Source organism: Microvirga sp. 17 mud 1-3, from assembly GCF_003151255.1.
Lineage (GTDB): Bacteria > Pseudomonadota > Alphaproteobacteria > Rhizobiales > Beijerinckiaceae > Microvirga.
The window spans coordinates 3822191-3837500 of the sequence record NZ_CP029481.1 but is presented as its reverse complement, the minus strand read 5'-3'; the positions used below and the strand labels follow the sequence as shown (position 1 = coordinate 3837500).

At 59.1% G+C, this 15310-nt stretch carries 12 protein-coding genes (1 of these 12 only partly in view); 9 read left to right on the top strand and 3 right to left on the bottom strand.

Features of this window, described 5'->3' with window-relative positions; translation table 11 throughout:
• Positions 1-13, bottom strand: the beginning of a protein-coding gene (locus C4E04_RS18040) for a peroxidase-related enzyme (protein ID WP_109599648.1). Its footprint begins 566 nt before the window's first position; the window shows 13 of its 579 coding nt (coding positions 1-13); it begins with the start codon at positions 11-13; the stop codon falls past the left edge of the window.
• Positions 14-668: 655 nt separating this feature from the next.
• On the opposite strand from C4E04_RS18040, the gene C4E04_RS18035 reads away from it, so the two are divergent.
• The 8 genes from C4E04_RS18035 (at position 669) to C4E04_RS18000 (ending at position 10072) form a co-directional block, all read left to right on the top strand.
• Positions 669-2132, top strand: coding sequence for a M81 family metallopeptidase (locus C4E04_RS18035; RefSeq protein ID WP_109599646.1), 1464 nt, complete (start codon positions 669-671; stop codon positions 2130-2132).
• A 67-nt stretch (positions 2133-2199) separates the two neighbouring features.
• Entirely contained in the window at positions 2200-3810 is a 1611-nt protein-coding gene (locus C4E04_RS18030; RefSeq protein WP_109599644.1) for an ABC transporter substrate-binding protein, read from the top strand.
• 157 nt (positions 3811-3967) lie between these two features.
• Positions 3968-4909, top strand: coding sequence for an ABC transporter permease (locus C4E04_RS18025; protein WP_109599642.1), 942 nt, complete (start codon positions 3968-3970; stop codon positions 4907-4909).
• A 1-nt stretch (position 4910) separates the two neighbouring features.
• Positions 4911-5789: an ABC transporter permease gene (locus tag C4E04_RS18020; RefSeq protein WP_109599639.1), complete on the top strand. Its 879-nt coding sequence runs from the start codon at positions 4911-4913 to the stop codon at positions 5787-5789.
• 2 nt (positions 5790-5791) lie between these two features.
• On the top strand, positions 5792-6778 hold the full coding sequence (locus tag C4E04_RS18015) for an ABC transporter ATP-binding protein (RefSeq protein ID WP_109599637.1): 987 nt from the start codon (positions 5792-5794) through the stop codon (positions 6776-6778).
• Positions 6775-7800 (top strand): ABC transporter ATP-binding protein, encoded by a 1026-nt coding sequence (locus C4E04_RS18010; RefSeq protein WP_305777681.1) that lies wholly within the window; start codon positions 6775-6777, stop codon positions 7798-7800. The genes C4E04_RS18015 and C4E04_RS18010 overlap by 4 nt, the downstream gene beginning before the upstream one ends.
• Before the next feature lie 78 nt (positions 7801-7878).
• A complete protein-coding gene (locus tag C4E04_RS18005; RefSeq protein WP_109599635.1) occupies positions 7879-8763 on the top strand; it encodes a MurR/RpiR family transcriptional regulator in 885 nt (294 codons plus the stop codon).
• A gap of 67 nt (positions 8764-8830) precedes the next feature.
• Entirely contained in the window at positions 8831-10072 is a 1242-nt protein-coding gene (locus C4E04_RS18000; protein ID WP_109599633.1) for an FAD-binding oxidoreductase, read from the top strand.
• 232 nt (positions 10073-10304) lie between these two features.
• Here the strand turns inward: C4E04_RS18000 and C4E04_RS17995 are convergent, their stop codons facing one another.
• Together C4E04_RS17995 and C4E04_RS17990 are read right to left on the bottom strand one after the other, a co-directional pair.
• A complete protein-coding gene (locus tag C4E04_RS17995; protein WP_245416153.1) occupies positions 10305-11624 on the bottom strand; it encodes a hypothetical protein in 1320 nt (439 codons plus the stop codon).
• A gap of 83 nt (positions 11625-11707) precedes the next feature.
• Positions 11708-13420: an ABC transporter ATP-binding protein gene (locus tag C4E04_RS17990; RefSeq protein ID WP_109599631.1), complete on the bottom strand. Its 1713-nt coding sequence runs from the start codon at positions 13418-13420 to the stop codon at positions 11708-11710.
• 207 nt (positions 13421-13627) lie between these two features.
• Here C4E04_RS17990 and C4E04_RS17985 point away from each other — a divergent pair, with 207 nt between their 5' ends.
• Positions 13628-15262 (top strand): ABC transporter substrate-binding protein, encoded by a 1635-nt coding sequence (locus tag C4E04_RS17985; protein WP_162559456.1) that lies wholly within the window; start codon positions 13628-13630, stop codon positions 15260-15262.
• Positions 15263-15310: the final 48 nt, after the last annotated feature.

Sequence of the window (15310 nt, the reverse complement as noted above, 5' to 3'; positions counted from 1 at the left end):
CTTTGGTCGCCATTGATGCGCTCCTTGGGATCTGTAGCTGGTAGCAGTATGCCCTGCACGGCAGGGCTTGGCGCCCCGTGCGAGCACGAGAGAAACAACCCTGAGGCGATGTGCACTTCCTTAGCGTTCCCCGCCTGTCCCCAGGAGCGAGGAATTGCTGCGCCCTAAGACGCTACACACGCGAGCCGCATGACGGGGCTTGCCCGCAACCCAGGGGGCGTCGCGGAACGGCCTAGGGGCCTGATCCTCAGAACGGCTCTGCGAAGACGCCTGGTACCTGACCCGCAGAGATTGGCTCAACAGCCGAGACAGCCACGGTTCGAACAGCGCTCCGTAAGTCTGGCAAACATGAGTTCTCCGGTGGATCGCCCACGAGCATGTTTAACGCTCACCTCTAGGCCGTCCTCAGAAAGCATCTCACCGTCAGCAATGAAGGTACCAAAACAAGCATTCTTGATAAGATGACAGAAAGCTGGCACAACCATGGCCCAGTTGGGGCGGTCGCTTCGACGATGGTCAGCTGCAATCACGCGGCTGCCAGATCCTAAATTCCCGCCGATGTTGAAGCGAGTTTCGTGGCATCAGTCCGGAGGTTTGCCGAAGTGATGTCTAAGAAGCGAGACTAAACTTCGCGTCATTGAGAGTGTCTATCGAGGGACAACTTCGTCATGCGTATCTTCGCTGCAGCACTGGCTTTGGAAGCAAATACGTTTCTGACTCTGCCCACTTCGTACCAGTCGTTTCTCGACAAGCTCCACTATCCGCCCGGCACACATCCCGAGACGCCATCCCATCAGACTGCCCCGCTATGGGTGGCGCGGCGGCGCGCTGCAGTGGACGGATTCGAATTGATCGAGGGGACATGCTACGCGGCCCAGCCCGGCGGCAAGGCCACGCGTCATGCCTATGAAACCATGCGCGACGAAATTCTCGGTCAGCTGCAGGCCGCGATGCCGGTCGATGGCGTCGTGCTCGGGCTGCACGGGTCAATGGTCGCCGAAGGCTATGATGACTGCGAGGGTGATCTGCTGGAGCGCGCTCGCGCCATCGTCGGGCCGGATTGCGTCATCGGGATCGAACTCGATCCGCACTGTGCTCTGACCGTCAAACGTTGTGCGCTCGCGGATATCATCATCCTGTTCAAGGAATACCCGCATACTGATTTCGTCGAGCGGGGCGAAGAATTGCTCACCCTGGTGCAGCAGGCTATCCGCGGGGAAATCAAGCCCGTGAAGTCGGTTTGGGATTGCCGTACGCTCGCCAATTTTCCCACGTCCGTTGATCCAATGCGCAGCTACGTGGACCGCATCATGGGGATGGAAGGCAAGAACGGCATCCTTTCGATCTCGGTTGGGCACAGCTTCTCCCATTGTGACGTGCCAGAGACAACTGCCCGCATTCTCGTCATTACCAATGATGCCAAGGACTATGGTGACGAGCTCGCTCAAAAGCTGGGGCGAGAGCTCATCGGTATGCGCGAGTCGGCACAGCCTGCTTATTATGATGTCGATGGAGCGATCGATTACGCACTGTCACGACCGGGGCCCGTCATCATCGCCGATACCTGTGACAACGCTGGTGGCGGCGCTCCGTCCGACAACACCACGTTCATTCGCCGCCTGATGGAGCGTGGCGTCGAGTCGGCCGCTATAGGGCCGGTCTGGGATCCCATGGCGGTCCGCTTCGCATTCGATGCCGGCGAGGGTGCCAGGATGATGCTGCGGTTCGGTGGAAAATGCGCCGTTGAATCCGGGTTGCCGATCGACGCCGAGGTCGAAATCGTCTCTTGCGTGAAAAATTCCTGGCAGACTTTCGCGGGCTCGAAAGTTCCCGTGGGAGACGCGGCCGCCATCCGGTTCAACGGGATCGACGTGGCGCTGATTTCGACCCGCGCGCAGGCGATGGGTTCTGATCTGTTCACCAATCTCGGTGTCGATCTGGCCTCCAAGCAGATCATTGTGGTGAAGTCCTCGCAGCACTTCTATGCCTCCTACTCCAAGGTTGGAACCGAGGTCATCTATGCCCAGGCGGACGGTCCGCTGCGGCGCGACAAGAACATGCTCAATTATCAGAAGATCCAGCGCCCCATCTGGCCGCTGGACGACATCTCGGATGGCTACAAGCTGATCTGAGGAGCGCCGCCGCAAGAGCTGCGCAATCACAAGAACCACCTTCCATCAAGAGAACAAAGGGAACGGCATGTCGACCACGAAGACCAAGATTTTCAGGCGCACAATTCTGCTAAGCGGCATTGCGCTCATTGCGGCTGCCGCAATGCCGGGCATTCGGCATGCAATTGCAGCACCTAACAGCAAGAACACGATCCGCGCTGTCATGCATGCCGACCTGCGTGTTCTGGATCCGGTTTGGACGACAGCCAACATCACGATCAACCACGGCGCGATGATCTATGACACGCTGTTTGGTCTCGATAAGGATTACGTGCCGCAGCCGCAGATGGTCGGCGAGCATAAGGTCTCGGACGACAAGCTGACGCACACGTTCACGTTGCGCGACGGGCTTGCCTTCTCCGATGGCAGCCCCGTGACAACGGAAGACGTCGTCGCGTCGCTCCGCCGCTGGGGCGCCCGCAACAATGCCGGCAAGCATATGATGCAGTACGTCAAGGATATGCCGATCGTTGACGCGAAGACGTTCCAGATCGTGTTCAGCGAGCCGTACGGCCTTGTGCTGAACGCTTTGGCCGAGAATGGAACGGTCATCATGCGCAAGAAAGAGGCGCTGACTGATCCGAACCAGCAGATCACGGAATATATCGGTTCCGGCCCCTTCGTCTTCAATCAGAAGGAAACCCAGCTCGGTCATCGTTATGTCTATGACCGCAATCCGGGTTACGTGCCGCGCAAAGAGCCGCCCTCAGGCACGGCGGGCGGAAAGGTCGTGAAGGTTGAGCGGGTCATATTCGAGAACATGGCCGACGAACAGACGGCCATGAGCGCATTGCAGGCCGGCGAGATCGATTTCATGGAAATGCCGCCCCAGGATCTTCTGGATGTCCTGCGCAGCGACAATAACCTCAATGTGGAGGTTCTGAACAAGACCGGGCACATGGGATGGATGCGTGTCAACCATCTGCACCCTCCCTTCGACAACGTCTATGCCCGGCAGGCAATGCTCTATCTGATCGACCAGCAGGAGATCATGCGCGCTGCCTTCGGCAGCTCTGACCTCTGGAAGAAGTGCGGCGCGTATCTTGCGTGCGACACCGCAATGGAGAGCGACGTAAACACCGACTGGCTGAAAGGCGGCCAGAACATCGAGAAGGCGCGCGAACTCTTCAAGAAGGCCGGCTATGACGGCAGGCCAGTTGTGGTTCTGCATGCGACCACGCATTACCTCGCGAACCCGGCGGCATTGCTTACCGTGCAATGGCTGAAGCAGGCGGGCGTCAATGCGGAGCTTGCCACCAGCGACTGGGGTACGATGCTGGTACGTCGCAACAGCAAGGCGGCTCCCACAGAGGGCGGATGGAGCATCTTCTTTACCGCCGCGACCGGACATTCGTTGTCAAACCCGGTGACGGCATCCGGCCATGCCACCAATGGCGAGGCTGCATGGTTCGGCTGGCCCAACGACCCGAAGCAGGAGGCCCTGCGTGAAAAATGGGCGCGGACGCCGACCCTTGAGGGACAGAAGGCCGTAGCACAAGAGATCCAGGAAAATGCTTGGAACTTCGTGCCCCATATGTATCTCGGACAATTCTATCGCGCGGCGGCCTGGCGCAAGAACGTCACGGGTGTGATCGGCGTTCCCGAGGTCGTGCCGTTCTGGAACATGGAAAAGAAGTAAATGCATCAACCGGAGCGTCGCAGCAATCAGCGACGCTCCGGAGCCAACTGCGGCGATATGCCGAAAGCGCACAGGTCCGGAAACCGGTTCCTGCGTATGCACCTATCTGGGCCAGTCCCGGCGGCTTGCCTTATCCAGAGCGGGAAGTACACGCCCCATGTTCGCATATGTTGTCCGCCGCCTGATCAGCACCTTTGTGGTAATGGTCCTTGTCGGTGTTTTCGTTTTCCTACTCCTGCATTTTTCTCCTGGCGATCCGGCGACGTTGATCGCAGGAGACAATGCTGACGCAGAGCAGATTGAGTCGATCCGCAAAGGCCTCGGGCTCGATCAGCCGCTCCTGGTTCAGTTCATGAATTGGAGTCTGAGGGTTCTCCAGGGTGATTTTGGCATATCGGTCTTCACGCAGGCACCGGTGATCAATCTCATTGTCGAGAGGCTGGAGCCGACAGTATCGCTGGCCGTCACGACGCTTCTGTTCGCTGCATTGGTTGCAGTTGCGATTGGCGTCGTCTCGGCCTGGAAGGCCGGAAGCTGGATCGACCAGGTCTTCATGGGCGGCGCCATCGTAGGATTCTCGCTGCCGGTCTTCGTCGTCGGCTACGTGTTAATCTACATCTTCTCCATGCAGCTCAAATGGCTGCCGGTTCAGGGATATACACCCATTGCAGAAGGTGTCTTGCCGTGGGCGAAGGGCCTTATCCTGCCGACCATCGCACTTGGCACCTCCTATGTGGCGCTGATTGCTCGGATCACCCGCGCATCGATGCTGGAAATCCTGTCGCAGGATTACATGCGCACGGCACGTGCCAAAGGCGTGAGCGCCCGAGGCATGTTGATCGGTCACGCTCTGCGTAATGCCGGAGTTCCGATCGTCACGATCATCGGCATTGGATTTGCAATGCTGATCAGCGGGGTGGTGATCACCGAGACAGTGTTCAACCTACCGGGCGTCGGCCGACTGGTGGTCGACTCGATCGCCAAGCGTGACTACCCGGTCATTCAAGGCGCTATCATTATCTTCTCGGGCGTTTACGTGCTGATCAATCTGCTGATTGACGTGCTTTACACGCTGATCGACCCACGGATCAGGTATTGACATGACGGACACTATCGCAATCGGGAACGCCGCACCCGCCAAGCCGGCCATTGCCCGGCTCTTTCGTGCCGTTCGCCGCAATCCACTCATGTTCGTCGGTGCGCTGATCCTGATCCTCATGGCGCTCACCGCCATTGCGGCGCCACTGATAGCTGGTGATCCGGTAACGATGCAGCCCAGCCGCCGCTTGCTTCCGCCATCGGAGACATTTCTGTTCGGAACGGACCATCTGGGTCGCGACGTTTTCGCCCGCACTATCTACGGCGCGCGTGTGTCACTGATCGTGGGACTGTCCGTGTCTGCCGTGTCGGTCCTCATCGGAATGGTTCTGGGGTTGCTGGCCGGCTATTTCCGCGGCCTGGATGCGCCGATCATGCGCGTCATGGATGGCTTGATGGCCATCCCGTCGATTCTGCTGGCTATCGCGATGGTAGCGCTGATGGGGAGCAGCCTCGGCGTCGTTATGCTGGCGATCATCATCCCGGAAATTCCGCGTGTTGTTCGTCTGGTGCGGTCGGTGACCCTTTCCACCCGTGAGAACCAATATGTCGAAGCGGCCGTAGCGACCGGAACTCGTACGGGAAAGATCCTTGTGCGCCACATCCTGCCTTCGACGATTGCACCGCTGATCGTTCAGGCGACCTATGTGTGTGCATCCGCCATTCTGGTGGAGGCTTCCCTCTCGTTTCTCGGCGCTGGTATGCCGCCTGATGTTCCCACCTGGGGTAACATGATAGCCTCCAGCCGGTTGTATCTGGGGCGTGCGCCGTGGACCATTTTCTGCCCTGCGCTGGCCCTAGGGCTCGTGGTGTTGGCGGTTAACCTCCTCGGCGACGGTCTCAGAGACCGCTTCGATCCCCGCATGGCCCGGAGAATGTGATCATGACCGCCCCTTTGCTGTCTGTTCGGGATCTCAAGGTCCAGTTTCTGTTGGAGGATGCGGTCGTGCGCGCCGTCGACGGCGTATCCTTCGACGTGCACAAGGGCGAGACCGTCGGAGTCGTGGGTGAGTCCGGCTGTGGCAAGAGCGTGACCGCGCTCTCGATCATGGGATTGCTGCCGACCCGTGGCGTCCGCGTGACCGGCGGCTCTGTCCGCCTGGAAGGCGACGAACTGGTCGGGCGAGACGAGGAGTATATGCGCGGTCTGCGCGGCCAGCGCATGGCGATGATCTTTCAGGAGCCGATGACCAGCCTCAATCCATTGATGACGGTGGGCCATCAGATTTCCGAAGCTGTTCGGATACATGAGGGAGTGTCCAAGTCGCAGGCCAGGGCTCGCGCATTGGAGATGCTCCGGCTCGTGCAGATTCCGGAGCCCAAGAGCCGCCTCGATTCCTACCCGCATCAGTTCTCCGGCGGCATGCGCCAGCGGGTCATGATCGCCATGGGTTTGGTATGCAATCCAAAACTCCTGATCGCCGACGAACCCACGACCGCACTTGATGTCACCATTCAGGCGCAGATCCTGGACCTTGTCCGTAGCCTCAAGGATCGCACCGGCACATCCGTGATTCTGATCACTCACGATCTCGGGGTGGTGGCTGAAACCTGCCAGCGCGTGATCGTCATGTATGCGGGTCGGAAGGTGGAGGAAGCCACGGTCGAAGAGCTGTTCGATCGTCCCGCTCACCCTTACACGCGAGGGCTCATGGCTTCGATGCCGAGGCTCGGAGGGCGGGGACATAAGCGCCTCACTGAAATTCCCGGCGTCGTCCCATCATTGCGTGAGGAAATCGTAGGATGCGCATTCGCGCCTCGCTGCCCTCATGCGACCGCCCTCTGCCGAACCGAGACACCCGAAATCCGGGATGTTGGAGCTGGACACCTTGCAGCTTGCCACCACGCATCGGAGGTCATGCCCGGATGACGACACTTCCCAACTCTAAGCCCGGCAACGCGATGAACGTGGCCTCCTCGGGAACGCTGCTGGAAGTCCGCAATCTGACCAAGCACTTCCCCGTGCCAAGCGGCCTTCTGCGCCGCGCCAAAAGACACGTGCGGGCAGTGGACGGGGTGAGCTTCGCGCTCAACCGCGGCGAAACCCTCTGCATTGTGGGTGAATCCGGATGCGGGAAGTCGACTGTTGGTAAACTTGCTATGCGGTTGATGGAGCCGACGGCCGGCGAGATCATTCTGGAGGGGCAGGATATCACGGCGCTGTCACGGGCAGAAATGCGCCTGGCTCGCCAGCAGATTCAAATGGTGTTTCAGGACCCCTTCGCGTGTCTCAACCCCCGTCTTACGGCGGGGCAGATCGTGGCGGAGCCACTGGAGAATTTCGGCATGTTCCCCGGTGCTGCGCGGCGGGAAAAGGTCGCGGAACTGTTCAGGAAAGTGGGCTTGCGTCCCGAAGGGATTGATAAGCTTCCGCATGAATTTTCCGGGGGGCAGCGCCAGCGTATCGGAATCGCGCGCGCTTTGGCGCTCGGCCCACGCACGATCATCGCCGACGAGCCCGTCTCGGCGCTCGACGTCTCGGTACAGGCGCAGGTCCTCAATCTTATGAAGGACCTGCAGGAGGAGCTGGGCCTTTCCTACCTTTTCATCTCTCACGATCTCGGGGTCGTCGAGTATATCGCGCACCGGGTGGTCGTGATGTATCTCGGCCGCGTGGTCGAGATCGGTGGACGGGATGCGATCTTCGACACGCCGCGCCATCCCTATACGCGCGCGCTCATGTCCGCGGCGCCCGTGCCCGATCCCCGAAACAAGGCGAAGCGGATGATCTTGCAGGGGGACGTTCCGAGCCCGATGAATCCCCCGCCGGGTTGCCGGTTTCATACGCGCTGCCCATTCGCGTTCGACCGTTGCCGCCGCGAGGAGCCGGTGCTGCGAGACGTGGGCGTGGGCCAGCAGATGGCCTGCCATCTGGATGAGGGTGCTGTCTGACTTTTGAACAGAGTTACTTGACAAGGAGTTCCGATCGGGGACGGATATGTTACGCCCTTACAGCATACGGAGAGTGACGTGAGCGAGAGTATTCGAAAAGTCCTCGAAGATAAGCTCGCCGACACGACTCCTTCAGGAAGGGCGATCGCGCAATATATCCTCGCCAATCTGCGGTATCTGCCCTTTGAAAGCTCGGCGTCCCTCGCGCGGAAGATCGGTGTCAGCGAGGTCACGGTGGGCCGGTTCTGCCGTTCCCTCGGTTATCGGCATTTCAAAGAGTTCAAGGCCGAATTGCGCGACGATCTGAGCGACAGCCCTTGGCGCCTCGGTGAGCGGCTTCAGGAGTTCCAGCGCAACGGACGCACTGGTCAGACACTGCCCCGCTCCCTTGAGCTGCATATCGAAGGCCTCGTAAAGGTGTACGAGCTGGCGCAGGGCCGTGAGATGGCGACCGTAGCGAAGCGGATTGCCACTCGGAAACAGATCCTGATCGCAGGCTTCCAGACCGAGCGCAGTAACGCCATGATGATGGCACTGCATCTTCAATATCTGCGAGATGGCGTGCAATTGGTCGATGTCGGCTCCGGGCACTTCGCCGAGGTGTTGCTCGGGGATCCGCAGAAAATGGCCTTGGTGATCTTTGAGAACCGTCGCTATTCGCAGCAGGCCGAATTGCTGGCTCGCCAGGCTCATGAGCTCGATGTGCCCGTCACCATTATCACGGATGAGTATAATGGCTGGGCGAAAGATTGCTCGAGCGAAGCTTTCTATATTCCAACCGAGCTCAATCTTTTTTGGGCGAGTTCAGCCTGTATCGTGACCTTCGTGCATCTTCTGGTGAACGCAGTCTTTGTCGAACTGGGCGCCGGCATTGAAGATCGGTTGAACCAAATTGCCCGCAGCTACGGGCAGTTTGTCGGCCACGTGGGGCGGAATGCGCCGCCATTCCAACCTACCGACTAGACTATACCCGCAATTGAGCGAACCGGCATGACGACGTGAGCGCGGCAGGCAGAATACGGAGTTTATTGTGAAGCGTTTTGATGCTGTCGTGCTCGGCGCGGGTATCGTTGGAGTGAGTACCGCCCTTCATCTCCAGGCGCGCGGTCGCGCGGTCGCGTTGCTTGACCGGCGCGGTGCAGGCGAAGAAACCAGCTATGGGAATGCGGGTCTCATTGAGAGGTCCAGTGTTATCCCTTATGCGTTTCCGCGTTCGATGCCGGCGCTTCTTCGATATGCCACGAACACGCGCCTGGATGTGCGCTTTCATTGGTCGTTTCTCCCACGCATTGCGCCGTGGCTGTTCGAATATTGGCGGCAGTCATCGCCTCAACGGCTTGCCGATGCCACCCGCGCCATGCTGCCTCTGATCGAGAACTCCATCGTCGAGCATCAGCCATTGATCGAGGCCGCGGGCGTCGGGAATCTGGTTCGCAAGGACGGCTGGCTTGAGCTCTTCAGGTCAGAGAGCGTTCTTCGCCAAGCGGTCGAGACGCGCCATCTCCTCAATCCGTACGGATTGAAATCCAAGGTTCTGAGTTGGGAGAGCCTGAAGCAGCTTGAGCCGGGCTTGCGGGGAGAGGCGGCCGGCGCAATTCAATGGCAAGACCCTTGGACAGTGTCGGACCCTGGCGCCATCACGCAAAGCTATGCGCGCCTGTTTGAGAGCCAAGGCGGTGCGATACTGAGCGGTGACGCGAGGTCTCTCAGTTGGGATAAAGAAGGCTGGACGCTGCAAGATCGCGATGGTCCGGTTCATGCTCGTAACGTGGTGGTTGCCCTCGGCGCTTGGTCCGATGCGATTTTTAAGCCGCTCGGTTATCGCATTCCTCTGGAAGTCAAGCGTGGCTATCACCGCCACTTCCGGCAGGCGGAAACGGATGGTCTGCGCAATTCCATCGTCGACGTCGAATATGGCTACGTTCTCGCTCCGATGACGCAGGGCGTCCGCTTGACCACCGGAATCGAGTTTGCGCCGCGCGACTCAAAACCGACGCCGGTTCAGATCAACCGCCTCGAACCCATCGCGCGGAAACTTCTTCCGATGGGCGAGGCCGTCGAGACAACCCCCTGGCTCGGCAACCGGCCATGCCTTCCGGATATGCGTCCGGTCATCGGGGAGGCGCCGCGTCACAAAGGGTTGTGGTTCGCGTTCGGTCACGCCCACCATGGCTTCACGCTCGGCCCGGCGACCGGACGGCTGCTGGCCGAAATGATCACAGGGGAGCCGACCTTCGCCGATGCGCGGCCGTTCGCGGCGGACCGCTTCTGAGACAGGCGCACGGTCGAGCTTCACGAAGTATCCTCATATGAAGGTGCCTGGCAGCATGGTACGTCCCTCTAACCATGCATGGATGCCGCTCACTTCTACGTGGCATTTGCGTCGATAGCGCCACAACCGGTGGCTAGTTTGTGTATGACTCCTCAAGGGTGCAAGGCTAGTACAGTCCACATGAATAGCCTGTCGAATTGAGATAGATCGAAGCGCGTAAGGGCATAGTCTCCTACTCTTCTGACACGCAGCTTATGATCGATGTCAGGTCAACCAAATACATAGATCGGAGCCCTTCATGCACAGAGTCGATACAGGCGAAACGATGATCTCGGCTCCAGCGGGGATGTAGGTCGCAACGATTGTGCTTACCAAGATCCGGACTGGTGTAAAAATCCCCCACACAATGGCAGACTTCTTTCTCCGCATCCCAAAGCAGGAGCTTGCGGATATTGGTCTTGGAGTCAGGGTAGGTATCCGAAAGCAGCCATTTTCCGTCGGCCGAATAGGTCATGTGACCGTTCTCGGTCAGGACGCCACGACCGATGCGGGTGACTTCGCCGCTGACGACATCGTAGAGATGATAGCCGATCTCACCCATGTGCGGTCCCCAGACGATCAGCGTGTCATCATCCCGCCAGAGCGGATGTGAAATCTGGTATTCCGACTTCTCGTAGTCGAAGGTACCTACGGTCGAAGGATCGAAATCGTCTGCCAACTGAGGGAGTGGGTGGTCGCTGCATTCCAGGAGTTGCAGGTCACTGCCGTCGGAATTGCAGCTATAGAGGCGATGCAGGAAGCAGGTCTCATCCTCGACCCGCTCGGTCCAACGATGGATGAAGAGGAACCGGGTTCCCGAAGGATTGATCTCCAGATGGGTGACCCAATGGATCGCTTTGTCCATCGAAGCGCGCGGCTGGTGGTTGCATAGTTGGGCCAGGGAGACGATGAGGCGGTTTTCGCCGGTCGCGAGATCCATCCAGATGATCCCGTCGTCCTCCGGAGCCAGAGCCAGTTCCGGCTCCGGTCCCGTGGCGCGATAGCCGATCGTCTTGTGGGTCACCTCGAGCCGCGAGTAGTTGATCGACAGCCCAAAGCTGGAATCGCGGGCAATGACGTAGATGGGCAATGGCAGATGCCGAGTCTCGCCGTCGTCCAGATTAGTGATCGTTGCACGAAAGCTGTTGTTAAAGCTTCCCGGCCGGCGGTCCGGAGCGCGGGTATTATATATGATCTGGCGGCCGGGCAGACCCTCCAGCCACTGAAGTTGCGCGCCCATCTGCCAGTTCCAAGTCGTGGTTTCCCCCACGACCTGCATTGCATAATTGTTCGCGCTGTCGATGCAGATGATTTGGGCAACCTCCTTTCCCGTTAGGTCGCCAGTCATCATCGGCGCGCGCTGGCACAGGAGGTAGCGTCCGCTGGGATCCCAGGGGGTCTTGTTGTAATAGCCAAAGAATTGGTGCTCCATGCCATGGCCGATGCGCTGCACCTGGCAATCGAGGCTCGGCAACTGGCCGGCGGGCATGGCTATCTTGGCGAGAACGGTCATCTCTTGTCATTCCTGAAGATTATAAATTCAAGGTGCCTGCTTCTACAGCCACCTTGTTGGATGGTATTCCGGGATGGGATTGGTCAGGTCAGACTGCTTAAAACCCTGTCCACAGTAGGCATGGCGCGCAGTAGCTCCTGTGTGTAAGGGCTCTGCGGATCATGGAAAATTTGGTCGTTACCGCCGATTTCCTGCATGCGGCCGCGTTCCATGACGATAATGCGGTCACACATCTGGCGGATGACGGCCAGATCATGGCTGACGAACAGCAGGGTCAAGCCATGTTCGTCCTGCAAGTCCTTCAGCAGGTTCAGAACTTGGGCCTGGAAGGACACGTCGAGGGCCGAAGTGGGTTCGTCGCAGAAGATGAATCTCGGGCGCGACGCCAGCGCGCGCGCAATTGAAATGCGCTGAAGCTGTCCGCCAGAGAACTGGTGCGGATAGCATTCGGCAGCATTCGGCGGCAGGCCGACCCGCTCTAGGAGGCCGCGCACGATGGCTTCTCGTTCAGCATTGCTTTTCACGAGCCCATGGATCTTCATGCCCATGGCGATGGAGCGGCCGATCTGCATGCGGGGATCCAGCGAGGAGGACGGATCCTGGAAGATGATCTGCATGTCCAGTCTGCGCCGCATTGCATCTCTGGCAGAGGCAGGCGCATTCACATCAACGCCTTGATAGAGGATCGTTCCCGACGTCGGTTTCAGCAGGCCTAGCATGATGCGCCCGATCGTCGACTTGCCGCTGCCGCTCTCGCCAACGATGCCAACCGTCTCGCCCTCGTTCACGACGAAGGAAATATCGCTCAAGGCATGAAACGGTGGCGCCGGCTTGCTCAGAAAGCCGCTCTTACGCATGAAGGTCTTGCACAAGTTACGGACCTCGACGACCGGTTCCTGACTTGCCTTGCGTTCTGCCTTCTTGCCGCCCTGCAGATAGTCCATTGCTTTTTGTAGATCGCCGCTTGGGTTTGCACTGACCAGCGAAGGTGCTGAAAGCCGATGCAGACGACGGCTCATAGGCGGAATCGCTGAGATCAGCCGCTTCGTGTAGGGCTCCCGGGGCGAGGAAATAACCTGCTGAGCCGTACCCTGCTCGACCAGACGCCCGTTCAGCATCACATAGACTCTGTCGGCCATCGTGGCGATGACACCCATGTCGTGCGTGATGAGAAGGCAACCGATGTTGCGCTCGACGCATAGTTCCTTGATCAGGGACAGAATCGATGCCTGGATCGTCACATCCAGCGCTGTGGTCGGCTCGTCGGCGATCAGCAGGGCCGGATTGCCGCAGATTGCGATGGCGATTACCACGCGCTGACGCTGGCCGCCGCTCAGTTGATGCGAGAACTGCTCCAGTCTCTCTGCGGGATTAGGGATTTGTACCCGTTCGAGTAGACCGATGGCTTCCTTACGCGCCTCGGCTATGGACAGGCCCCGCAATCGCACGATCGTCTCGATCATCTGCTGGCCGATGCTCAGCACCGGGTTCAGTGAGGTCAGCGGATTCTGAAAGATGTAGCCGACCTTGTGGCCACGAACTGCGTTTCGCTCGGTCTCGCCGAGTTTCAGCAGATCTCTGCCCTGAAAGCTGATCCTGCCGCCGCTCACGTAACCTGGGACGTCAATAAGGTTGATGATGGCGCGGCCCACCGTCGATTTGCCGGCGCCCGACTCGCCGATAACGCCGACTACTTCGCCGGCAGCGATGGTAAGCGAAAGACCATCGATCGCCTGGACGGACTTTCGGCGAAGCGGAAATGCAACGCCCAGGCTTTCAATTTCAAGCAGATTCACTTGGCTCTCACTCCCTGCAGTCGGTCGACATTCGGTCACTGCCGCGCTCCCATTTTCCTCTCCTATCAGCATAATCGGGTTGCGTATACAAGAATACTCGTATACCGATTCCATATCGGCGGCCCGACTAATGCCAGCCTGCGTAAGGTAAAAAAAATCTAAGTTCTCCGTGCAATTGACGGAAATCCGGTGGGAGGAAGTATGAGAATGACGCGAACTAACGGACGCACTATGTCTGCATCCTTGAAGGGTGCTGCCCTCGCAGTGATCTTCTCAACGAGCGCAGCGGCGGCGGCGGAAAATGCAATTCGTATCGCCCTGTCGAGCCCGCCAACCACGCTAGATCCGCATTTTCACAACCTGACGCCCAACAGTGCGCTGAGCATGCATGTGTTCGAGCCTCTGTTCCGAATTGATGAGAAATCCGGCCGCGCCGCACCCGGCCTTGCAAAATCCTGGGAAGCGCCGGACGAGAGGACCTGGATCGTCAATCTCGCCGAAGGCGTGACCTTTTCCAATGGCAAGCCCTTCACGGCCAATGACGTAATCTATTCGATCTGCCGTATTCCTACCATCAAGGACAGCCCCGGCTCGTTCATGGGCCAGATCCAGGCCGTAGAGAATATCGAGGCGCTGAGTCCCCATCAGATTCGCATCACGACGAAGGGGCCTTATCCCATCCTTCCGGTCGACCTCGCTGACGTCATGATCGTTTCGGCCGAGACGGCCGGCGCGGGCGCAGTCACCTTCGGATTGAAAGGCTGCAACGGCTTCGTCGAGGGGCCGACTGACAAATACAATTCGACTGACCTTGCCGTCGGTACAGGCCCGTTCAAATATACGAGCTTCGTTCCCGGCGAGAAGATCGACCTGGTCGCCAATGACAAATACCGCGAGGGAAAGGCGGTCTGGGATAAGGTGACCCTGCGCATCATTCCTAATGATGTGGCGCGCGTTGCCGCCCTGCTTTCCCACGAGGTCGATCTCATCGAACGCCCGCCACTCCAGGATCTCAGCCGAATCAAGGCTAACGACAAGCTGGCCGTGACAGGCACGGTATCGGAGCGCATCATCTATCTGGCCTTCGATGTCGAGCAGGAGCCGACGCCCGGCATTAAGGGCACTGATGGCAAGAACCCGTTCAAGGACAAGCGCGTGCGCGAAGCCGTCACCCACGCCATCTCCCGCGACGTCATCGTTGAAAAGGTGATGCGCGACCAGGCTCAGTCAGCCGGCCAGCTTCTATCGCCCGGCAGCTTCGGCTATTTCGAGACGGGCTTCGCCCCGGATTCCTATGATCCGGAAAAGGCTAAGGCCCTTCTGAGCGAGGCCGGCTATCCAAACGGCTTCGAACTGGTCATCGGCGCAACGAACAACCGCTATGTCAACGACGCGCGCATTGCCGAGACGCTGGCGCAGATGCTGACCCGCGTCGGCATCAAGACGTCGGTGGATGCGTCAAACTTCTCGATCTTCTCGGAGAAGCGCAACAAGTACCAGTTCAGCTCCTATCTCGGCGGCTGGGGCAATGGCTCGCGTGAGGGCATTTATACCTTCCGCTCGCTAGTGGCGACCCGCAACACTAAGGAAGGCATGGGCTCGTCCAATCGCGGACGCTTCTCCAATGCCAAGGTCGACAACCTGCTGCGCGAGGCACAAAGGACGAACGAGGAGGGCAAACGCCTTGAACTGTTCCGCAAGATCGCCGAGATCGTGAAGGAAGAGAAGGCAATCCTGCCGCTGCATTATGAAATGGCCACTTGGGCCCATAGTGCGGACATCGCCGTGCAGCCCTCCGCGGACCAGCGCACCGTAGCCTCGCGCTTCTCGCCCAAGCCCTGAACAGTGAAGCGATGGACAGGCCGTTAAAGCCTGTCCATCTCTATTGGT

Bases quoted from the DNA above. Each gene is read 5' to 3' on its own strand.
- C4E04_RS18025 (WP_109599642.1), top strand. From the start codon at position 3,968: ATGTTCGCATATGTTGTCCGCCGCCTGATCAGCACCTTTGTGGTAATG.
- C4E04_RS18015 (WP_109599637.1), top strand. From the start codon at position 5,792: ATGACCGCCCCTTTGCTGTCTGTTCGGGATCTCAAGGTCCAGTTTCTG.
- C4E04_RS17995 (WP_245416153.1), bottom strand. From the start codon at position 11,624: ATGACCGTTCTCGCCAAGATAGCCATGCCCGCCGGCCAGTTGCCGAGC.
- C4E04_RS18020 (WP_109599639.1), top strand. From the start codon at position 4,911: ATGACGGACACTATCGCAATCGGGAACGCCGCACCCGCCAAGCCGGCC.
- C4E04_RS18010 (WP_305777681.1), top strand. From the start codon at position 6,775: ATGACGACACTTCCCAACTCTAAGCCCGGCAACGCGATGAACGTGGCC.
- C4E04_RS18035 (WP_109599646.1), top strand. From the start codon at position 669: ATGCGTATCTTCGCTGCAGCACTGGCTTTGGAAGCAAATACGTTTCTG.
- C4E04_RS18030 (WP_109599644.1), top strand. From the start codon at position 2,200: ATGTCGACCACGAAGACCAAGATTTTCAGGCGCACAATTCTGCTAAGC.
- C4E04_RS17985 (WP_162559456.1), top strand. From the start codon at position 13,628: ATGACGCGAACTAACGGACGCACTATGTCTGCATCCTTGAAGGGTGCT.